Annotated in this window: 18 protein-coding genes; 10 read left to right on the top strand and 8 right to left on the bottom strand. The window is 58.3% G+C overall.

Translation table 11 applies throughout. The features are described from left to right. Window positions 1-57: 57 nt before the first annotated feature. Window positions 58-1,497: a pyruvate kinase gene (pyk, locus tag RMR21_RS11925; RefSeq protein ID WP_498668216.1), complete on the bottom strand. Its 1,440-nt coding sequence runs from the start codon at window positions 1,495-1,497 to the stop codon at window positions 58-60. Further along, window positions 1,497-1,979, bottom strand: coding sequence for a DUF1036 domain-containing protein (locus RMR21_RS11920; protein ID WP_498668215.1), 483 nt, complete (start codon window positions 1,977-1,979; stop codon window positions 1,497-1,499). Before RMR21_RS11920 ends, pyk begins: the two co-directional genes overlap by 1 nt. A 194-nt stretch (window positions 1,980-2,173) precedes the next feature. Here RMR21_RS11920 and RMR21_RS11915 point away from each other — a divergent pair, with 194 nt between their 5' ends. The 3 genes from RMR21_RS11915 (at window position 2,174) to RMR21_RS11905 (ending at window position 3,689) form a co-directional block, all read left to right on the top strand. After that, the gene (locus RMR21_RS11915) at window positions 2,174-2,962 is read left to right on the top strand and encodes an N-formylglutamate amidohydrolase (RefSeq protein WP_498668214.1); all 789 of its coding nucleotides are present in this window, start codon (window positions 2,174-2,176) and stop codon (window positions 2,960-2,962) included. Window positions 2,963-2,974: 12 nt separating this feature from the next. After that, on the top strand, window positions 2,975-3,280 hold the full coding sequence (locus RMR21_RS11910) for a DUF1244 domain-containing protein (protein WP_498668213.1): 306 nt from the start codon (window positions 2,975-2,977) through the stop codon (window positions 3,278-3,280). Between the two features lie 154 nt (window positions 3,281-3,434). After that, complete coding sequence (locus RMR21_RS11905; RefSeq protein WP_042617583.1) at window positions 3,435-3,689, top strand: DUF2312 domain-containing protein; 255 nt, start codon at window positions 3,435-3,437, stop codon at window positions 3,687-3,689. 46 nt (window positions 3,690-3,735) lie between these two features. Here the strand turns inward: RMR21_RS11905 and RMR21_RS11900 are convergent, their stop codons facing one another. Continuing rightward, window positions 3,736-4,677, bottom strand: coding sequence for an alpha/beta fold hydrolase (locus tag RMR21_RS11900; protein ID WP_498668212.1), 942 nt, complete (start codon window positions 4,675-4,677; stop codon window positions 3,736-3,738). 390 nt (window positions 4,678-5,067) lie between these two features. On the opposite strand from RMR21_RS11900, the gene RMR21_RS11895 reads away from it, so the two are divergent. After that, window positions 5,068-5,550 carry an Hsp20 family protein gene (locus tag RMR21_RS11895; protein ID WP_174153902.1) on the top strand — a complete coding sequence of 161 codons (483 nt, stop codon included), beginning with the start codon at window positions 5,068-5,070 and terminating at the stop codon, window positions 5,548-5,550. A gap of 31 nt (window positions 5,551-5,581) precedes the next feature. Here the strand turns inward: RMR21_RS11895 and RMR21_RS11890 are convergent, their stop codons facing one another. Further along, on the bottom strand, window positions 5,582-6,610 hold the full coding sequence (locus tag RMR21_RS11890; protein ID WP_498668211.1) for a bile acid:sodium symporter family protein: 1,029 nt from the start codon (window positions 6,608-6,610) through the stop codon (window positions 5,582-5,584). Between the two features lie 105 nt (window positions 6,611-6,715). Between RMR21_RS11890 and RMR21_RS11885 the strand changes: the two genes are divergently transcribed. Next, window positions 6,716-7,576 (top strand): LysR substrate-binding domain-containing protein, encoded by an 861-nt coding sequence (locus RMR21_RS11885; RefSeq protein ID WP_498668210.1) that lies wholly within the window; start codon window positions 6,716-6,718, stop codon window positions 7,574-7,576. 189 nt (window positions 7,577-7,765) lie between these two features. Here the strand turns inward: RMR21_RS11885 and RMR21_RS11880 are convergent, their stop codons facing one another. Next, complete coding sequence (locus tag RMR21_RS11880) at window positions 7,766-8,821, bottom strand: threonine aldolase family protein (protein WP_498668209.1); 1,056 nt, start codon at window positions 8,819-8,821, stop codon at window positions 7,766-7,768. A gap of 364 nt (window positions 8,822-9,185) precedes the next feature. Here RMR21_RS11880 and gltB point away from each other — a divergent pair, with 364 nt between their 5' ends. From gltB to RMR21_RS11865, 3 genes are read left to right on the top strand one after another with little or no spacing between them, the layout of a single operon-like run. Next, complete coding sequence (gltB, locus tag RMR21_RS11875) at window positions 9,186-13,925, top strand: glutamate synthase large subunit (RefSeq protein ID WP_498668208.1); 4,740 nt, start codon at window positions 9,186-9,188, stop codon at window positions 13,923-13,925. Between the two features lie 8 nt (window positions 13,926-13,933). Beyond that, on the top strand, window positions 13,934-14,059 hold the full coding sequence (locus tag RMR21_RS11870) for a hypothetical protein (RefSeq protein ID WP_498668207.1): 126 nt from the start codon (window positions 13,934-13,936) through the stop codon (window positions 14,057-14,059). Between the two features lie 47 nt (window positions 14,060-14,106). Continuing rightward, window positions 14,107-15,564: a glutamate synthase subunit beta gene (locus RMR21_RS11865; RefSeq protein ID WP_498668206.1), complete on the top strand. Its 1,458-nt coding sequence runs from the start codon at window positions 14,107-14,109 to the stop codon at window positions 15,562-15,564. Between the two features lie 69 nt (window positions 15,565-15,633). Here RMR21_RS11865 and RMR21_RS11860 read toward each other — a convergent pair whose 3' ends face one another. Next, on the bottom strand, window positions 15,634-16,587 hold the full coding sequence (locus tag RMR21_RS11860) for a GlxA family transcriptional regulator (RefSeq protein ID WP_498670153.1): 954 nt from the start codon (window positions 16,585-16,587) through the stop codon (window positions 15,634-15,636). A gap of 86 nt (window positions 16,588-16,673) precedes the next feature. Here RMR21_RS11860 and RMR21_RS11855 point away from each other — a divergent pair, with 86 nt between their 5' ends. Further along, window positions 16,674-17,366, top strand: coding sequence for a DJ-1/PfpI family protein (locus RMR21_RS11855; RefSeq protein ID WP_498668205.1), 693 nt, complete (start codon window positions 16,674-16,676; stop codon window positions 17,364-17,366). 29 nt (window positions 17,367-17,395) lie between these two features. Here the strand turns inward: RMR21_RS11855 and RMR21_RS11850 are convergent, their stop codons facing one another. Both RMR21_RS11850 and RMR21_RS11845 read right to left on the bottom strand, forming a co-directional pair. Next, a complete protein-coding gene (locus RMR21_RS11850; protein WP_498670152.1) occupies window positions 17,396-18,592 on the bottom strand; it encodes an SGNH/GDSL hydrolase family protein in 1,197 nt (398 codons plus the stop codon). Window positions 18,593-18,686: 94 nt separating this feature from the next. Further along, window positions 18,687-19,922: a lytic murein transglycosylase gene (locus RMR21_RS11845; RefSeq protein WP_498668204.1), complete on the bottom strand. Its 1,236-nt coding sequence runs from the start codon at window positions 19,920-19,922 to the stop codon at window positions 18,687-18,689. A 198-nt stretch (window positions 19,923-20,120) separates the two neighbouring features. On the opposite strand from RMR21_RS11845, the gene galU reads away from it, so the two are divergent. Next, on the top strand, window positions 20,121-21,008 hold the full coding sequence (galU, locus tag RMR21_RS11840; protein WP_174153895.1) for a UTP--glucose-1-phosphate uridylyltransferase GalU: 888 nt from the start codon (window positions 20,121-20,123) through the stop codon (window positions 21,006-21,008). Window positions 21,009-21,036 lie beyond the last annotated feature (28 nt).

Below are 21,036 nucleotides of genomic sequence, written 5' to 3'. Positions count from 1 at the left end.
AAAAGGCGCGGTCGAAACACCGCGCCTTTTTCTTTTGAATTCATTCTGCTTTTCAGATCAGACGCCGCTCTGGCCGTCGGAACCGATATAGGCGATGCGCACCATGTTGGTGGCGCCCGGTGTTCCCAGGGGAACGCCTGCCGAAATGATGATACGGTTGCCGGGCTGGCCGAAGCCTTCATCGACGACGATGCGGCAGGCGCGGTTGACCATATCGTCCTGGTCGCTGGCATCGCCGGTGACGACGCAGTGCAGGCCCCAGACAACAGACAGGCGGCGAGCCGTCTGGATGATGGGCGACAGGGCGATGATCGGAACCTGTGGACGCTCACGTGCAGCACGCAGTCCCGTTGTGCCAGATGATGTGTAGGTGACGATGGCAGACAGGCCGAGCGTTTCGGCAATCTGTCGGGCTGCCAGCGAAATGGCGTCTGCGCCTGTCGCTTCCGGCTGCGGGCGCTGCGCATAGATGATGTTGGAGTAGTAAGGATCCTGCTCCACGGTGCTGGCGATGGATGCCATGGTGGAGACTGCTTCGACCGGGTAGTCGCCCGAAGCCGATTCGGCAGACAGCATGATCGCGTCGGCACCTTCGAAGACGGCGGTTGCCACGTCGGAGACTTCGGCGCGTGTCGGAACGGCCGCCGAAATCATGGATTCCAGCATCTGTGTTGCAACGACAACCGGCTTACCTGCCTTGCGACAAGCGCGTGTCAGTTGCTTCTGGATGCCGGGAACGGCTTCCAACGGCATCTCGACGCCAAGGTCGCCACGGGCAACCATGAGGGCGTCAGACAAAGCGATGATTTCTTCGATGCGTTCGACAGCCTGCGGCTTTTCGATCTTGGACATCAGGCCGACGCGGTTACCGGCAATCTTGCGCACTTCGACGAGATCTTCAGGGCGTTGCACGAAGGAGAGCGCAACCCAATCGACTTCGTTTGTCTCGAGAACGGCATCGAGATCGACGCGGTCCTTGTCGGTCAGAACGCCAACGCCGAGCAGGGTGTCCGGCAGGCTGATCCCCTTGCGGTCGGAAATCTTGGTGCCGGAAACGACGGTCGTCACGATGCTCTTGCCATCGCATTTTTCAGCGCGCAGGTGCAGCTTGCCATCGTCGATCAACAGGCGGTCGCCTGGCTTCACGGCTTCGAGAATTTCGGGATGCGGCAGGAACACGCGGTTCTTGTCGCCGGGGGCTTCATTGTTGTCGAGCGTAAACGTCTGGCCTGCCACGAGATCGACTTTGGTGTCAGCGAACTTGCCGACGCGCAGCTTTGGGCCTTGAAGGTCGGCCAGAATGCCGATGGGGCGGCCTACGCGGCTTTCGACCGAGCGAATGCGCTGGATCAGCGTGCGCATCACATCATGGCTGGCGTGACTCATATTGATGCGGAAGAGATCGGCACCGGCCAGATGGAGCTTCTCGATCATTGCTTCATCGGAGGATGCTGGGCCGAGAGTTGCAAGGATTTTGACTTTGCGATTACGCTTCATCAGTTCTGACTTTCCTGTGTACCTGGCGTGTCGGAAAGCTGGACCATCCAGCTTCCCTGTCTGCCCGTATCGTATTCCTTGAAACCCATTCGCTGGAAACTACGGGCGTAGCAATCGTCCACACCGGTGATCTTGAACTCGTTTTCCGCGACGCACATGTTCACGTCGCCCGTCCACCTGCCACCACGAGCAGCATCTTCGGCGTAGAGATAATAGTAACGCGACTGTAACTCGCCCTCGATCAGCGTGGCGCATGTGGAGGCGGGAACCTGCCACCAGCCTTCGCTGATCCAGCCATCCTGCGCTCGGTAGCCGATGGCCACGCCCACAAGGTTCTGTGTGCTGTTGCAAACACGGAAATCCGCCAATGCCGGCTCTGCGAGAAGAAGCGGTGTGGAGAAGAGGGTGGCAGCGCAGAAAAAGCGGATCGCGCGCCGGTGTTTTCGAAGCTTAGCGGAGAATGTCTGTGTCACGGCTTCCATCCGGATTCCATGGTTATAAAATGAGAACACTTCTTGGCGCGGACGCCCAAGAAAGTCAACGCAAGTTCAATCGATTGTATCTGTATGGAATATCTGCGGTCGTGCGGCGGGGCGTGTTCAGACCGTCTCAACTTGCGCGTGGCGCTGAGCCATGGCATCAAGCGTCTCTCCCTCATCATCGCCAGAAATCAAAGATGCCTGACTTCCAGCCATATGAAACCATAGAAGGCGATTATGACAAAGGCATGGTTCTCCTTGCCGATCACGCCACCAACCTTCTGCCGCCGGAATACGGTCGTCTGGGGCTTCCCGCAGAGGCGTTTCAACGCCATATCGCGTTCGACATTGGCATCGAGGGCCTGACACGTGATCTTGCGGCACGCCTCGGTGTGCCCGCAGTCATGAGCCGTTTTTCGCGTCTGTTGATCGATCCCAATCGCGGTGAGGACGACCCGACGCTGATCATGAAGATTTCCGATGGCGCGATCATTCCAGGCAATCACCCTATAACGCAAGATGAATGGGACGTGCGGCTGAATGCCTATCACCGCCCTTATCATCGTGCTGTGGGTTCTGTGCTCGAGAAGGTTGCCGACCAATCCGGAAAAGCACCGCTGGTGTTTTCACTGCATTCTTACACACCATTCTGGAAAGATGTGCCGCGCCCCTGGCATGCAGCCGTGCTTTGGGACACGGACCATCGCTCCGTCACGCCGCTGATTGCGCATTTGCGGGCACCCGGCGATGTTCTGGTGGGAGATAATGAGCCCTATGACGGCGCGCTGAAGGGTGACACGATGTATCGCCACTGTATGGTCAAGGGTATTCCTCATGCCCTTTTAGAGGTGCGGCAGGATTTGATCGCTGATGAGGCAGGAATTGCCGAGTGGGCCGCGCGGCTTGCTCCCATTTTTGCCGCAATGAATGATGATCTGACCTTGCACGACTACAAGCAGTTCGCATCGCGGACCGGGCCCTACTGACAGGAGAGTGCTGTGAGCGACGTTGACGATAGCAGAAACACCGAACTGGAAGCGGCGGCGTTTCGCAGGCTGCTCAAGCACTTGCGAGACCGCAGCGACGTTCAGAACATCGACCTGATGAACCTTGCCGGTTTTTGCCGCAACTGCCTGTCCAACTGGTACGCGGATGCGGCAAGGGACGCTGGTCAGGAGATCAGCAAGGATGCCGCCCGGGAGATCGTTTACGGTATGCCCTATGACGACTGGAAAAAGCTGCATCAGGGCGAAGCCAGCGATGCCCAGAAAGTCGCATTCGAGCAAAACAAGCCGCAGGAATAAAGTGCCAGGACCGGAAACGGCTTGACGTGGCGGCCTGAGACAGGCAGTTCACCAACCTGAAAAATTCGCTGCCACCGCAGCCCGGAGGCCTTCGCCTCGACCACTTTCGAATCACGCGGTTCTGCGCGCAGAGCCCCACGCAAAGGACGACACAATGGACGAAACAGCCACAACCGAAACCGTAGCCGCCGCCGAACTGCGCCAGTTCATTGAGCGCATCGAGCGTCTTGAAGAAGAAAAGGCTGCGATTTCCGGCGATATCAAGGACGTGATGGGGGAAGCCAAGGGTCGTGGTTACGACACAAAGGCCATCCGCACGATTATCCGTCTGCGCAAGAAGGATGCCAACGAGCGCATCGAGGAAGAAACGATTTTGCAGACCTACATGGCTGCACTGGGCATGGAATAATCAACGCTTTGGAAAACGGCGCTGTGCTCGTGGCCAGTGCCGTTTTCTATTCAGCGGGCGCGAAGAACGCGTCTATGGCGGCTAGCGCCTGGCTGCGGTAGACATCGCGCTCCAGGAAAAGCTCGTGCCGCGCGCCTGTGACCGGGATGAGTTGCGCCGCGCGGAAGTTGCGTGACAGCTCCTCCTGCCCGGCATAAGGCGAGATCGTGTCGCGCATGGGTGCCAGCAGCAGCGTCGGTACCGTGATCTTCGTCAGATGATCCTGCCGCGTCACCCAGGGCATGGTTTTCAGCACTTCGAAAAGCCAACGCGCGGTCGGTGCGCCGACGAAGAGTTCGGGATGCTCTATGGCGATGGAGGCGTTGCGGGCAAAGCGGACGGGATCAGACGTGAGCGGATTGTCCTCGAACGCGCGTTCGCGCTGGTCTTTGCCCAGTTGAACGCCACCCAGCCCGATCAGACTGAGGCTTGTGGCGACCAGCCTAATGAACCAGGCAGGCATGGATTGTCCGCTTAACGAAATAAAGGGCGCGCTGAGTGCCATGCGCTCGATGCGGTTTGACAGCGATGGCGCGATGGACAGGGCTGCAAGTCCGCCGGTGGAATGCGCCAGCATGAAGAAGGGCAGGCGTGTATCGGGCAGGACGACATGCTCCAGAAACAGCGCGATATCCTTGCCGTAATCTGAAAAGCGCCGGACATATCCGGCATGGACCTTCTTCAGCATTCGATCCGAGCCACCCTGTCCGCGGGTGTCGAAGGTTGCGACCCAAAAGCCTTTTGCGGTCAGGTCGTTGATCGTCTCGAAATATTTCTCGATACACTCATTGCGACCATGCACAAGCACGATGGTGCCGCGCGCCACGGACTGGCTGGAGCGAAAGATCGCATAGCGCAGCTTCTTGTTTTTATGACCGGTAAAATAGCCTGCGATGTGGTTTTCGGGCACAGGGTTGCCCGTGGTCGCGTGCAATATGGCTTCGGTCATGATGGTGGTTCCGACTTGGCACTGAGGTGTTTCAGAACGGGATAAGAGGCGCGCTCTTGCGCGTCAAAGGAAAAGGTGCGCGTCAAACGAAAAATGCCGGAACCGTCGGTCTTAGCAGTCGCGGTTCCGGCTGAGATGACAGAAGAAGAAGGGACGTTATCCTTCTGCCGCCGGAGATTGCCTCCGATATGTCCATTAGTAGCGCCGTAAAAATGAATGATTTCGGAACTGGTCGTTCAGTTGTCGTTCAGGCGCATAAAACTCTTGAACTCGAGCAAACCCCTTCCCATCTCTTTGTCACGGTCGCCAGAACGGGGCCGTATCCGGTTCCTCATCGCCCAATCGGGGTGGGGGCCATAACCGCAAACAGTCGCTTCCTAGGAGGACACCATGCGTCACGTTGATTTTTCCCCTCTCTACCGCTCAACAGTCGGCTTCGACCGCCTTTTCTCCATGCTCGATGGCCTTGGACAGCCGGAACAGGCGCAAGCCTACCCGCCCTACAACATAGAGCGCACCGGCGAGAACACATACCGCATCACCATGGCGGTTGCCGGGTTCGATGAAAACGAACTCAGCATCGAATCGCGTGCCAATGTGCTGACCGTCAAGGCTGAAAAGGCTGATGAGACCAAGGACAGCGAAGGCGAATTCCTCTATCGCGGCATCGCCAAACGCGCCTTCGAGCGTCGCTTCCAGCTCGCCGATCACGTTGAGGTCCAGAACGCTTCCATGAAGAACGGTTTGTTGCATATCGATCTGTTCCGCAACATTCCCGAGGCCATGAAACCACGTCGCATCGCGATTGTTTCAGACGTTACGGACGAGCCAAGGCAGATCGAAGCGCAGGTCACGCCTGCCCAGGTCAACTAAGCCTGTTGCACAAACCTTGATGAAACGGCCCTCATTGCAGGGCCGTTTTTGTTTTTTCGGGCGCTAGCATCACCTCGGCGGTTTTTTGCTGTTCGATTTGTTGCGCCTTGCGGGCATAGCGTTGAGCGATCACCGAGCAGGCCATCAACTGGATCTGGTGAAACAGCATCAAGGGCAAAACGATTGCACCGATGCTCTGGCCTGCGAAGATGGCCCCTGCCATGGGCACGCCGCTCGCCAGGCTCTTCTTGGAGCCGCAGAAGGTAATGGTGATCTCGTCTTCCTTCTTGAAGCCGAGCAGGCGACTGCCGAACATGGTGATGCAGAGGACGAGGGCCAGCAAAGCCATGTCGATGCCGATGACGACGCCGATGTCGCGCAGGGTGAACTGGTGCCAGATGCCTTCGATGACGGCTTCGCTGAAGGCGAGATACACGACCATCAGGATCGACCCACGATCGACAGGTGCCAGCAGAGTCTTGCGGGCTCTGATCCAGCCGCCGATCCAAGGCTGGAGGATTTGGCCCAAAATAAAGGGTGCCAGCAATTGCAGGAAAATCTGGCCGAAAGCCTCGAGCGAAAAGCCGCCGCCATGGCCGCCCACCGTAAACAGAAAGCCGACGAGCAGCGGCGTCAGGAACATGCCGAATATATTCGATGCGGACGCGGCACAGATCGCTGCGGGAACGTTTCCGCCCGCCATGGAGGTGAAGGCGATGGACGACTGCACGGTTGACGGCAGCACGCACAGAAACAGGACGCCCATATATAGCGGAGCGGGCAGAATACTCTGCGGAATGTAGCCCAAGCCGACGCCGATCAATGGAAACAGGCCGAAGGTCACGAGCAAAATTACAATGTGCAGACGCCAGTGCAGGACACCGGCAATCACCACATCGCGCGACAATCTCGCGCCGTGAAGAAAGAAGAGCAGAGCGATTGCGCATTTGGTGGCGATGCCGAAATACTCTGCGGCTTGCCCGCTGACGGGAAGTAAGGAAGCGATGATGACCGTGGCCACCAGCATCATGGTGAAGCGGTCGGGCAGGAAGCGGCTCATGATAGCGTGCTCTCGTGTTTCCGGTTTTTCGTTGAATTGATCAGTACTATCGCTCATCATGAAAGTAGATGCAAAAACTAACAGTTATCGTGATATGAGATAACAATGCTCAATCTTCAGCACCTCGCCAGCTTCGTGACGCTGGAACAGACCATGAGTTTCACCCATGCCGCCGAACGGTTAGGCATCGGTCAATCGACGCTCAGTCAGCATATTCAGCGGTTGGAAGCATTTCTCGGCCAACGTCTGATCGCGCGCGACACCCACCGCGTCCGTCTGACGCCGGAGGGCGAGGCGCTACTCGGTTACGCACGCAACATGCTGGATATCAACAACAAGGTCGCTGCGCTTTTTGGGGAAAGCAGGCTGCGCGGCCGCTTGCGCCTCGGCGTATCAGAAGATTTTGTCGCCAGCCGTCTAACGGTTATTCTGGAGGAGTTCACGCGGCTTTATCCGCTGGTCGATCTGGAATTGACGGTGGCGTTGAGCGGCGCTCTCTACGAAATGCAGGATAATGGCGAGCTGGATGTGGTGCTCGCCAAGCGGCGGCTGGGTGATCAGCTCGGCCACTTTCTGTACCGGGAACCTCTGGTGTGGTTGGCAAAAGACCCCGATGCCCTGTTGTCGCGGGAAAATGCCCTGCCGCTCATTGCGTTTCCGCCGCCCAGCATTACCCGAAAGGCAGCCCAGGAAGCGCTCGACCGCGCTGGTGTCGCCTGGCGTATCGTCTGCACCTGCGCCAGCCTCAGCGGCCTGACGGCGGCAGCGCGCGCCGGAATGGGTGTTCTCGTCCAGCCCCGCAGCATGGCCCCATCAGGGTTGCGGGAACTGCCAAAGGGCGCGCTGCCCGCACTGGAAGACGTGGAATTCGTGCTTCAGCCGCGAAAAGGAGCAGATGTTGAACTGGTAGAGGCCTTATCCAAGCTGGTGATGGCGAAAGGCATGGTGCCGGGGAGTTTTGTTTAAGTTTCCCTTCCGTCATTCCGGCCTTGTTTGCTGAAATGACGAACGTTGCCAAGCCCAACGACGTCATCCTCGGGCCTGTCCCGAGGATCCAATCACGTTGTCAAAACCGAGAGGTGGATAGATCCTCGGCTCAAGCCCGAGGATGACGCCTTGGGCTTGGGTTTCCGCACATCGGCGACCAAATCGGCCTCAAGCCGCGCCGCAAATTCGCAGGAAATCGTCCACGTCGTTTTCCAGCGTTGCAAAGCTGGTAACGAGGCGGATGAGTTTTTCGTTGTCGCCAACTGGTTCCGGCATGTCGTGCGGGACGGGCCAGTCGTAGAAGCTGGCCCCAGCCTCTTTGGCGGCCTTTGCCTTATCCTTGTTCAGCACCACGAACAGCTCGTTGGACTGCGTCGGCCAAGCCAATCTCGCGCTGTTGGAGGCAGAGAGGCCATCGCGCAGGCGGGTGGCCATGGCGTTGGCGTGGGCGGCGAGTTCCAGCCACAGATCGTCCTTGAAATAGGCATCGAATTGCGCCGCCATGAAGCGGGTCTTCGAGAAAAGCTGGGCTGAGCGCTTGCGGATGAAGGGCAGGTCTTCTGCCGTTTTCGGGTCCATGTAGACGATGGCTTCCGCGCACCAGCAACCATTTTTTGTGGCACCGAAGGACAGGATATCCACGCCGCGCTTCCAGGTCATTTCGGCAGGCGTCGTGTCCAGCGCGATCAGCGCGTTGCCGAACCGGGCTCCGTCCATATGAAGCGGAACGCCGGCATTTTTGGCGATCTTTGAAATGGCGTCGATTTCATCGAGTTCGTAGACCGTGCCCTGTTCCGTTGCCTGCGTGACCGTCACCAGCATGGGCTGGCCCTGGTGGATGGAGCCGGGCGGAAAGCGGCCAATGGCAGCTTCGAGGTTCTTCGGCAGCATCTTGCCATTGGGGCCAGCGACCGGCATCAGGCGCGAGGCGTTGGAAAAGTAGACCGGCGCGCCGCACTCGTCCTCAATGACGTGTGCTTCGGAATGGCAAAAGGCGATGCCGCCGGGGCGGGCGACACTGGCCATGGCCAGCGAGTTGGCGGCAGTCCCGGTGCCGACGAAGAACACGGCGACTTCGCGCTCGAAAATCTCGTTGAAGCGCTTCTCGATGGCGCGGTCCAGCTCGCTGGTGCCATAGGCGGCGGCGAAACGGGTGGATTCCTTCATCAGCCGCTCATTGATGGCGGGGTGGGCGCCTGCCCAATTGTCGGAAGCAAAAAACATGGGGTCTGCACTTTCGATGAGTTGATGATGGCGGGAGTGGCTGGTCTGCCAAACGATTGTCGTTTTATGGCCTTATCCTTGGGAACGCAAATCGGGCAATGAAAGCAACGATTTCGCTTGGTTGTCGGAAGAAAATTGCGCGAGGAATCCCAAGCGAGACATTTACCGTCATTCTGTGTGCCTATAAAATGTTGGCATGGACTTGCAGAGTGCGAGTGTTTCTGTCAAAATCCGTTGAGAATTGAGACAGCATTGCTGTCCTAAATTGACAAGCGGACGCAAAGCCACCATCGGAAACGGTGAGGTGGTTGAGCATCCGCCTCTCTGCGTGAAGCCATGCAACCTGTTGCAGGAGGGACGAAAAATGACGATCAAGCTGGAAGGCGAAAACGCCACTGCTACCTTGACCAATGACTGTCCGACGAGCGCGCAGCCGAAGGCTGGCGCGCGCGCGACGATTGGTGGTCTGCCTCCCAAGCAGGGTCTTTACGATCCGCGCAACGAGCATGATGCCTGCGGCGTCGGCTTCGTGGCGCATATGAAGGGCCAGAAGTCGCACCAGATCGTCAAGGATGGCCTGTTCATTCTCGAAAATCTGACCCACCGTGGTGCCGTCGGTGCCGATCCGTTGATGGGTGATGGTGCGGGCATCCTGGTACAGATCCCTGACAAGTTTTTCCGCGAGGAAATGGCGCTTCAGGGCGTGACGTTGCCGAAGGCGGGCGAATACGCCGTTGGCCACATCTTCATGTCGCGCGACGCGGATCAGATCGAGCACTACAAGAAGGTCATCATCGATGTCGTCGCCGATGCGGGACAGCAGTTCCTCGGCTTCCGCGATGTGCCGGTCGATAACTCATCGCTGTCGGAAGCGCCCGAGATTGCCGCCACCGAGCCGCATCATGTGCAGGTGTTCATCGGTGCTGGCCGCGATGCGGCTACCAATGCGGATTTCGAGCGTCAGCTGTTTTTGATCCGCAAAGTCATTTCCAACACCATCTACGACGCTGGTGGCGGCAAGGAGGCGCAGGATTTCTACCCGGTTTCGCTGTCCTCCTCGACCATCGTCTACAAGGGCATGTTCCTCGCCTATCAGGTCGGTGCCTATTACAAGGATCTGGCCGATCCGCGGTTCGAAAGCGCGGTGGCACTGGTCCACCAGCGTTTCTCCACCAACACCTTCCCATCTTGGAAGCTGGCCCACCCTTATCGTATGGTTGCCCATAACGGTGAAATCAACACGCTGCGCGGTAACGTCAACTGGATGGCGGCGCGTCAGGCCTCCGTTGCCTCGCCGCTGTTTGGCGACGACATTTCCAAGCTCTGGCCGATTTCCTATGAGGGACAGTCCGATACGGCCTGCTTCGACAACGCGCTCGAATTCCTCGTGCGTGGTGGCTATTCCATGGCGCATGCCGTGATGATGCTGATCCCCGAAGCGTGGGCTGGCAACCAGTCCATGTCGCCGGAACGCAAGGCATTCTACGAATACCATGCAGCGCTGATGGAGCCATGGGATGGTCCTGCTGCCGTTGCCTTTACCGATGGCAAGCAGATTGGTGCGACGCTCGACCGCAACGGTCTGCGTCCCGCCCGCTATCTCGTGACCGATGACGATCGCATCATCATGGCATCCGAAGCCGGCACATTGCCGGTGCCGGAAGAGCGCATTATTAAGAAGTGGCGCTTGCAGCCCGGCAAGATGCTTCTGATCGACATGGAAAAGGGCGCGATCATCTCCGATGAGGATGTGAAGCGCGAACTTGCGACCAAGCACCCTTACCGCACATGGCTGGATCGCACCCAGCTGATCCTCGAAGACCTGAAGCCCGTGGAGCCGCGCGCTTTGCGTCGCGACGTGTCGCTTCTGGATCGTCAGCAGGCATTTGGTTACACCAGCGAAGACACCAAGTTGCTGATGTCGCCCATGGCGACGACCGGTCAGGAAGCCATCGGCTCGATGGGCACGGATACGCCGATTTCGGCCATGTCGTCCAAGTCGAAGTCGCTTTACACCTATTTCAAGCAGAACTTTGCGCAGGTCACCAACCCGCCGATCGACCCGATCCGCGAAGAGCTGGTGATGAGCCTCGTCTCCTTCATCGGTCCGCGCCCGAACATTCTCGACCACGAGGGTGCAGCCCGCGCCAAGCGTCTGGAAGTCCGCCAGCCTATCCTGACCAATGGCGATCTGGAAAAGATCCGCTCCATCGGCCACACGGAAGACCGTTTCGACACAAAGACGCTGGACTTCACTTATGCAGTGGAACGTGGTGCAGAAGGCATGCCCGAGATGCTCGACCGCTTGTGCGAGCGTGCGGAATCCGCTGTTCGCGGCGGGTACAACATCATTGTTCTCTCGGACCGTCAGCTCGGACCGGATCGCATCGCCATTCCTGCGTTGCTGGCAACGGCTGCTGTCCATCACCACCTGATCCGCAAGGGTCTGCGCACCTCTGTCGGTCTCGTTGTCGAAACCGGCGAGCCGCGCGAAGTGCACCATTTCTGCCTGCTGGCCGGTTACGGTGCAGAAGCCATCAACCCTTATCTCGCCTTCGATACGCTGCTGGATATGCACAAGCACAATGCATTTCCGAAGGAAGTGTCTGATGATGAAGTGGTGTACCGCTACATCAAGGCTGTCGGTAAGGGCATCCTGAAGGTCATGTCCAAGATGGGCATCTCCACCTATCAGTCCTATTGCGGCGCGCAAATTTTCGACGCCATTGGCCTGTCATCAGAGTTCATCGAGCAGTATTTCTCCGGCACCGCCACGCAAATTGAAGGCGTTGGCTTGACGGAGATCGCCCAGGAAACCGTCTCGCGTCACACCGACGCCTTCGGCAAGGACCCGATCCTCGCCAGCACGCTCGATATCGGTGGCGAATATGCCTACCGCATGCGCGGCGAAAGCCATGCCTGGAGCCCGGATGCGGTTGCCACGTTGCAGCACGCCGTGCGTGGCAACAGCCAGGAACGTTACCGCGAATTCGCCGAGATGGTGAACGACACCAACCTGCGCATGAACACCATTCGCGGTCTGTTCAAGGTCAAGTCTGCCGAAGCGCTGGGCCGCAAGCCGATCTCCATCGATGAGGTCGAGCCAGCGGTGGATATCGTCAAGCGTTTCTCGACCGGCGCCATGTCGTTCGGTTCCATCAGCCGCGAAGCGCACACCACGCTGGCCATCGCCATGAACCGTATTGGCGGCAAGTCCAACACGGGTGAGGGCGGCGAAGAGTCCGACCGCTACCTGCCATTGCTCAATGGCAATCCGAACCCCGAACGCTCCGCCATCAAGCAGATCGCATCCGGCCGCTTCGGTGTGACGACGGAATATCTTGTCAACGCCGATATGCTTCAGATCAAGGTCGCGCAGGGTGCCAAGCCCGGCGAAGGCGGTCAGTTGCCCGGCCACAAGGTTGATGCGACCGTTGCCAAAACCCGCCACTCCACGCCGGGTGTCGGCCTTATTTCGCCGCCGCCGCACCATGACATCTATTCCATCGAAGATCTGGCGCAGCTGATCTACGATCTGAAGAACGTCAACCCGGAAGCCGATGTTTCCGTCAAGCTCGTGTCCGAAGTCGGTGTCGGTACGGTCGCCGCCGGTGTTGCCAAGGCGCGCGCCGACCACATCACCGTCTCCGGTTTTGATGGCGGGACGGGTGCCTCGCCGCTCACATCGCTCAAGCATGCCGGTTCCCCATGGGAAATCGGCCTCGCTGAAACACAGCAGACGCTGGTTATGAATGGCCTTCGTTCGCGCATCGCCCTTCAGGTCGATGGTGGCTTGAAGACGGGTCGTGACGTCATCATCGGTGCTCTCTTGGGTGCAGATGAATTCGGCTTTGCGACAGCGCCGCTGATTGCTGCCGGTTGCATCATGATGCGCAAGTGCCATCTGAACACCTGCCCCGTCGGCGTTGCCACGCAGGACCCTGTTTTGCGCAAGCGTTTCAAGGGTGCGCCGGAACACGTCATCAACTACTTCTTCTTCGTCGCAGAAGAAGTGCGCGAAATACTGGCATCGCTGGGTGTTTCCCGGCTGGATGAGATCATCGGCGCTTCGGAACTGCTCGAAAAGGATGAGATGCTGGCCCACTGGAAGGCCAAAGGGCTCGATTTCAGCCGTATCTTCCATAAGGTCGAAGCACCCAAGGAAGCGACCTACTGGACGCAGCGCCAGAAGCACCCGATCGACGATATTCTCGACCGCAAGCTGATCGAGAAGTCGATGCCGTCGCTCGAAAACCGCGAGCCGGTTGTCTTTGAAGTGCCGATCAAGAACGTGGACCGCTCTGCCGGTGCGATGCTTTCCGGTGCGCTGGCCAAGCGTTGGGGCCATAAGGGCCTGAAGGACGACACCATTCATGTCACTCTGCGCGGCACGGCGGGTCAATCGTTTGGTGCGTTCCTTGCTCGTGGCATTACGTTCGATCTGGTGGGTGACGGTAACGACTATGTCGGCAAGGGTCTCTCGGGGGGACGCATCATCGTGCGTCCGCCGGAAAATTCCCGCATCGCTGCAGAAAACTCCATCATCGTTGGCAACACCGTTCTCTACGGCGCCATCACGGGCGAGTGCTATTTCCGTGGTGTGGCGGGTGAACGCTTCGCCGTACGCAACTCCGGTGCCATCGCGGTTGTCGAAGGCGTGGGTGACCATGGCTGCGAATATATGACGGGCGGCATCGTGGTCGTTCTGGGTGAGACCGGACGCAACTTCGCGGCTGGCATGTCCGGCGGCGTGGCTTACGTTCTGGACGAGCAGGGTGACTTCGCCAAGCGCTGCAACATGGCCATGGTCGAGCTGGAACCGGTTCCAGAAGAAGACGATATGCTCGAAAAGCTGCACCACCATGGTGGCGATCTCATGCACAAGGGACGTGTGGACGTTTCCGAAGACATGACACGCCACGATGAGGAGCGCCTCTACCAGATGATCTCCAACCACTTCCATTATACCAACTCCAACCGCGCCAAGGATATTCTGGACCGCTGGAGCGAGTTCCGCCCGAAATTCCGCAAGGTCATGCCGGTCGAATACCGCCGTGCGCTTGAGGATATGGAACGGATGAAGCTGGGCGTGGCTGCGGAGTAATCCGACACGTGAAGACACACCACCGACTGGTCTCGCTCATGATCACGATCGCCGTTCCCACGGCGACCTCTTGGACGGGCGGCGAGATCAGACTTGAGTTCATCGTACTGGGAGCAGCCGTGGGCGGCGCTTGACTGTACTGGGGCCCGACGGGTGCCCTGCTTTGATGTGAGGATATACCATGGGCAAGGTTACAGGTTTTCTGGAGATCGACCGTCAGGTTGGCAAGTATCAGCCGGCGTCGGATCGTATTCGCCATTTTCGGGAATTCACCATTCCCATGTCGGACCCGGAAGTGCAGAAGCAGGCCGCGCGTTGCATGGACTGTGGCATTCCCTATTGCCACGGCCCGACCGGCTGCCCTGTTCACAACCAGATCCCAGACTGGAATGATCTGGTCTATAACAACAACTGGGAGGAGGCGATCCGCAACCTCCATTCCACCAACAACTTCCCGGAATTCACAGGCCGTGTCTGTCCTGCGCCGTGCGAGGAAGCCTGCACGCTGAACCTCGAAGATGCACCGGTTGCCATCAAGACTGTCGAGCAGGCGATTGCCGACAAGGCCTATGAGCTTGGCTTCATCGTGCCAAAGCCTGCCACCGTTCACACCGGCAAGAAGGTCGCGATCATCGGTTCCGGTCCTTCAGGTCTCGCTGCTGCTCAGCAGCTTGGTCGCGCTGGTCATGACGTGCATGTCTACGAGCGTGAATCAAAGGCGGGCGGCTTGCTGCGTTACGGTATTCCAGACTTCAAGATGGAGAAGAACTTCATCGACCGCCGCGTTGAGCAGATCAGTGGTGAGGGCGTGACTTTCCATTACGGCGTCAATGTCGGTGTGGATGTGACCGTTGAAACGCTGACGGCGGATCATGATGCCGTGCTGTATTGTGGTGGCTCGGAGACCCCGCGTCCAGCCGGTATCGGTGGCACCGAATTTCACGGCGTTCACGATGCCATGCCGTATCTCGTGCAGCAGAACCGCCGCGTTGGCCGCGAAAACATCGACAGCATCGGCTGGCCTTCCGACCCGATCCTCGCCGGTGGCAAGCATGTCGTGGTTGTCGGTGGTGGTGATACGGCATCGGACTGCGTCGGCACGGCGTTCCGTCAGGGTGCTGTGAAGGTCACCCAGCTCGACATTCGCCCGATGCCGCCTGAAAAGGAAGACAAGCTTGCTGTCTGGCCCTATTGGGCAACCAAGATGCGCACATCGTCTTCACAGGCCGAAGGTGCGGCGCGCGAATTCCAGGTCGCGACGCTTGAATTCGTCGGTGACGAAGATGGCGTGCTGACGGGCGTGAAGTGCTGCCAGGTGGATGATGCCCGCAAGCCGATCGCCGGTACGGAATTCATCATCAAGGCCGATCTCGCCTTCATCGCCATTGGCTTCTCCGGTCCGTTTACCGACAGCGTTCTGAAGGAACTAGACGGAAAACTCACGCTCAACACCGACCGGCGTGGTTCCACCAACGTCGTTGCCAACGACCGCGACTATAAGACCTCGGTTGACAAGCTCTGGGTTGCCGGTGACGTGCGTCGCGGCCAGTCACTGGTCGTCTGGGCGATCCGCGAAGGCCGTCAGGCGGCGCGTGCGATTGACGAGGCTTTGATGGGTGAGACGCTTCTGCCGCGTTGACGTACAGCGATTAAAAGAAAAAAAGCCTCCGATCGTCCTTGGCCGTCGGAGGTTTTTGGGGTTGGAGACTTACGCCAAAAAGCGCTCACGGTAGGCCCGTGGGTTGACGGCGAAACGGCGCTGGAAAGCGCGGCGCATGGTCTCCTCCGTGCCAAAGCCGCAGCGCCTCGCCGTGATGGCCACCTGTGCGCCCTGTTCGAGCAGGCGTCGCGCTGTTTCGAGGCGCAATTCTTCGACAGCTTGGGCGGGTGTCGAGCCTGTGGATAGTCGATAATGTCGCGAAAAACTTCGAACACTCATAGCACACCGGTCTGCCAGATCGGCAAGGGTCAGGGGACTGTTCAGGTTTTCGATGATCCAGGTATGCAGCTGTTCGAAGCGTCCTGTGCGGTCCTGCAGGGTGAGAGCCGCGCTGAATTGCGATTGGCCGCCCGGGCGCTTTAGGAAGACCACCAGCTGGCGGGCAACGGCGAGTGCGGTTTCGTAGCCAAGATCGGCTTCCACGAATGCCAGAGCGAGGTCGATTCCGGCTGTCACGCCTGCCGATGTCCAGATATCGCCATCGCGAATAAAAATGGGATCCGGGTCCAGCTGCACCGAGGGAAATCTCTCCTTGAACTCCCCGCATCGCTGCCAGTGAGTAACAGCCCGCTTCCCATCCAGTAGACCCGCCGTGGCCAGCAGAAATGCACCGCTGCACACTGAGGCCGTGCGCCTCGTTGTTGCTGCACGCTTGTTGATCCACGCCAGCAATCCGTCGTCGTTGCACGCCTCGCTTACGCCCCAACCGCCCGGAACAATCAGGGTGTCGACTGAGGACGGTGAGTCTGTGAATGGCTGCACTTTGATGCTCAGTCCCGATGAGGTCGTGACATCGCCAGCCATGCCCACGACCACGGGATCGTAGGCCGGTGTCGCACCAATGGCCTGAAGCTGATCATTGGCTGAGGCAAACACCTGCAAAGGTCCGGCAACATCAAGAAGTTGAACATGTGGGTAACTCAGGATTTCGATACGACGCAGCATTTTGGCTGAAACCGAGGGTTTGTTGGCAGTAAGGCCAAATGATGATCCGTTATGCTCTGCACAGTCAAGCAGGAGGCTTTACAATGACGGTGCGTTTCGGATTTCTGATCTTTCCAAATGTTCAGCAACTGGACCTGACGGGGCCCTACGAGGTTTTTGCATCAGCCAAAAATACGCAGGTCGATCTTGTCTGGAAAAGTCGCGATCCAGTGATGTCCGTGACCGGTCTCGGATTTACGCCTACAATGACCTTCGACGAAAGTCCGCAATATGATGTGCTATGTGTTCCGGGCGGCGGCGGAGTCAATGCGCTGTTGGAAGATCCGGTCGTGCTGGACTTCATTCGCAATCAGGCCAAAGGCGCGCGTTATGTGACCTCGGTCTGCACCGGATCACTCGTTCTGGGCGCTGCCGGAATTCTGAAAGGCAAGCGAGCCGCTACGCACTGGAATGCGATGGATTTTCTGCCAAGCTTTGGTGCAATACCGGTACATGAGCGGGTGGTCCGGGATGGACATATCATCACGGCGGGTGGCGTGACATCTGGTATCGATTTTGGATTTAGCGTGCTTGCTGAATTGTTTGGTCAGCACGAAGCGGAGGTGGTTCAACTATGTCTCGAATATGCTCCAGCCCCACCCTTTACTGCGGGAACACCGCAGCAAGCATTACCTGGCATCGTGACCGAGGCACGCAGCCGAATCGAGCGGTCTCGCGTGGAACGTGAGAATTTACTGGCGCAGTATGATATTGCGTCCATTGATACCAAGCCATGATTTGAGGACTGCTAACCCGTGAGCACCCCCTACTTCGCAGCCGTTTCTCCAGGCGCTGGCAGGCGATAATCATCCACCCGTCCAAGCGGTGCGTCGCCCATCAAGCCTTGTTTCGTCAGCCGTTCTCTTGGGGAAGGCACCACTGAGAATTTGTTGGCGGGTTTGTCGCCCAGCAGTACGTCACCGCCATCAAGGTCGGGGTCGGTCAGGCTGATGGGCTGGGTGCGGACCTGTTGGGCGTCGATGCCGAGGGCTGGCAGAGAGGTGAGGGCTGGCAGGTTGCTGCCGTCGAGTGTCGTGAGGTCTGGACTTGCGCCATCCAGATGGCGCCGCACGAATTTTTCGACGTAGAAGGCAAGTTTCTGCTTGCCGGCCTGCGTCATGCCGATGCCATCGGCTTCGCGCAGACGCGCCTGCTGGCCGTTGACGTCATAGCCGGTGGTGACGAATTTTCCGCCTTCGTCCACGAAGCCATCCCAGACGTCCACGAACTCTCCACCTGCCTTTTCGATGTGGCTGCGATAAAGGCGGTTGAAGCCGACGAAATCTGCGGTGAGCGACGGGGACTGGAAGGCGGGCAGGCCGACCCAGAGAACCGGGACCTGCTGGCGTTTGGCAAGGGTGATCAGCGCATCGATGCGACGCTCATATTCCTTGAACCAAAGATCGGTGCCGTATTTCTCTTTCGTGCCGTTGATATCCATCTGCTGGCGGTCATTGGAGCCCATCATGATGACGATGGTGGCGGGCTTCGTCTCCGTCAAGAATTGCGGCAGGTTGCCAAACCAGTCGTAATAATCCGTGCGCACGAGGCCGGATGAGCCGTTTGAGCGCACATCAATCGTAATCGCGGGCGAACTCTGGAAGGTGGATACCAGCGCTTCACCCATGTTACCCGCCAGAAAGTCGCCGATGACGAGAACACGTTGGGCATTTTCAAGCTTGGCCACGGGTGCGGGCTTTTCGGTACGCATCTGTACAACGGATGGCGTCTTGCGCGGGGCAGAGGGGCGGGTGACTGCGCGGTTGTCGCGCGGTGGCGCGCGTCGCATCCGTTGCTGGTTGGGGTCGGGCGCATACATGCGGTCGTTGCGCCTGTTGGGGGAACCGAACATCATTTCAAACAGAGTGCGGCGTTCACGCATTTCCTGCGCGTCGGCCTCATGCGATGTGACGGGCAGAGAGATGACAAGCGCGATCAACGCGGCGACACTCCGCCGCGTCATGCCTGCAAAATGGCCCGCTCTCTTTTTCACCACAGATGAACCTCCCGGACGGGTCCTATTGTTTTTCTTATTCTGGTTCCGCCGCAGGCGGGTGTCAATTGCGTAGCGCGCGCAGCAACAGGCGGGACGGTTCGCCGTCGTTTTCCATGCCCATGCGTTTCTGGATCGCGCTGATGGCAGCCTTCGAGCCGGAGCCGAAATTGCCGTCGACCTCGCCATCATAATAGCCGAGTTCTTTCATGCGCGACTGCAATTCGAACTTTTCCTTGACGTCGAGCGTGTTGTCCGGACGCGGCCAGCGCTGCTGCATGCCGCCCGTGCCGGCAATTTCGTCTGCCAGAAGGCCAACGGCGAGTGCGTAGCTGTCGGAGGCATTGTATCTCTTGATGGTGAAGAAGTTTTTCGTCATCAGGAAGCCGGGACCGTTGTCGCCACCTTGCATTTTCAGCATGGCGCGGTCTGCGCCGCGCGGAAAGCCCTTGCCGTTGGGGCGGGCGAAGCCGAGCTTTTGCCATTCCGCCATGCTTTTTGTCTGGCCTTCATAGCGTCCGCCGCCGTTCGGCACGGCCGCCTCATAGCCCCAGGTCCGGCCCGGTTCCCAGCCGTTCTTGGCCAGAAGGTTCGCAGCCGTTGCCAGCGCGTCGGGAATGGAGTGCCAGATATCACGCTTGCCGTTGCCGTCGGCATCGACGGCATACAGCAGATAGCTCGTGGGGATGAACTGCGTATGGCCCATGGCACCGGCCCAGGAGCCGGTCAGTTGCTTTGGCGTCACGTCGCCGTTCTGCAAGATTTTCAGTGCCGCAATCAACTGGTTGCGGGCAAACTTGCCCCGCTTGGGGTCGGAGTAGGCGAGCGTCGCCAAGGCCTGTGTGATGTTGTGTAGCCGTTCGGGCTTTTCCAGAACCGCGCCATAATTGGATTCCATCGACCAGATGGCGAGGATGATGTGCTTGTCCACCTTGAAATTGCGCTCGATCCAGTTGAGCGTCGTAGCATGCTTCATCTTCATTTCGCGGCCGATGCGCACCGTGTAGGGGTTGACGCGGCTATCGACGTAATCCCAGATCTTGGTGGTGAATTCCGGCTGGAAGGTGGCCTTCCGCAGAGCGTCCGGGTCCGGCTCGGTCACGCCCGCGAACGCCTTCTGGTAGGTTGATTTGGTGATGCCTTCCTTGGCAGCTGTAGCATAGAACTGGTTGATCCACTGGCGGAACCCCGCGTCGGCATTGGCGGTTGCAGGCGCAAGCGCTATTGCTATACCGGCAAATGCGATGCAGCCAAGTTTGCGGACATGCGCGCGGATGGGGGAAAGGATCAGCTTTTTCATCGGCAGTCTTTCGTTTCTCTCGAATTTCATATCGATTGCGAGATACGCATCGGGCTTAACGATGTAATACCAACTCAAGGTCAACAAATTCTTTACCATTAACCAAAGGTAACGTCACCTTTACAAAAGTTTGCCACTTTCTTGATAACAAAGTCGTGCGTGCTTAATGACATTGATGAAATCTCTTAGGAGGGATGTGTGGTAGAACAGAAAAAAATTCGGAAAGCAGTTTTTCCCGTGGCCGGTCTTGGAACGCGTTTCCTGCCTGCAACAAAGGCTGTTCCGAAGGAAATGCTGACCGTGGTCGATAAGCCGGTCATCCAGTATGTGGTGGATGAAGCTGCCGAAGCGGGAATCGAGCACTTCGTGTTCGTGACCGGCCGCGGCAAGGGCGTTATCGAGGACTACTTCGACATCCAGTTCGAACTGGAGCAGATGCTCCGCGAACGCAACAAGAATGCCGAGCTGACACTTCTGGCTGACATTCTGCCCAAGGCAGGCACAGCCAGCTTCACCCGTCAGCAGGTGCCGCTGGGTCTGGGCCATGCGGTCTGGTGCGCACGCGATATCGTCGGCGACGAGCCCTTTGCGGTTCTTTTGCCCGACATGATCATGCATTCGCAGAAAAGCTGCCTCAAGGGGATGGTCGATCTGTACGACCAGACCGGCGGCAACGTGATTGCGGTTCAGGAATGCGAACCTGATCAGGCGCACAAATACGGCATCGTCGGCGTTGGCGAAACCGTCGGCGAAGGCTTCAAGATCACCGAAATGGTCGAAAAGCCTGCCAAGGGAACCGCACCGTCGAACTACTACATCAACGGTCGCTACATCCTGCAGCCCGAGATTTTCAATATTCTCGAGAATCAGGAACGCGGTGCTGGCAATGAGATCCAGTTGACGGACGGCATGCTGGCCCTTGCCAAGAGTCAGGAATTTGCCGGTTACCGTTTCAACGGCGAAACCTTCGACTGCGGTGCCAAGGATGGCTTCATTCTCGCGAACCTTGCTTTCGCACTGGAACGCGCCGATATTCGCGCATCCATCGAAGAACCATTGAAGGCAATGGTCAGCAAGCTGAAGTAAGCTCTCTGGCTTGAAGTGAAGAAATCCC

This window comes from Agrobacterium sp. rho-8.1, assembly GCF_033957725.1.
Classification (GTDB): Bacteria; Pseudomonadota; Alphaproteobacteria; order Rhizobiales; family Rhizobiaceae; genus Agrobacterium.
Note: the sequence above shows the minus strand (reverse complement) of the source record. Positions and strands in the feature narration are given on the sequence as shown.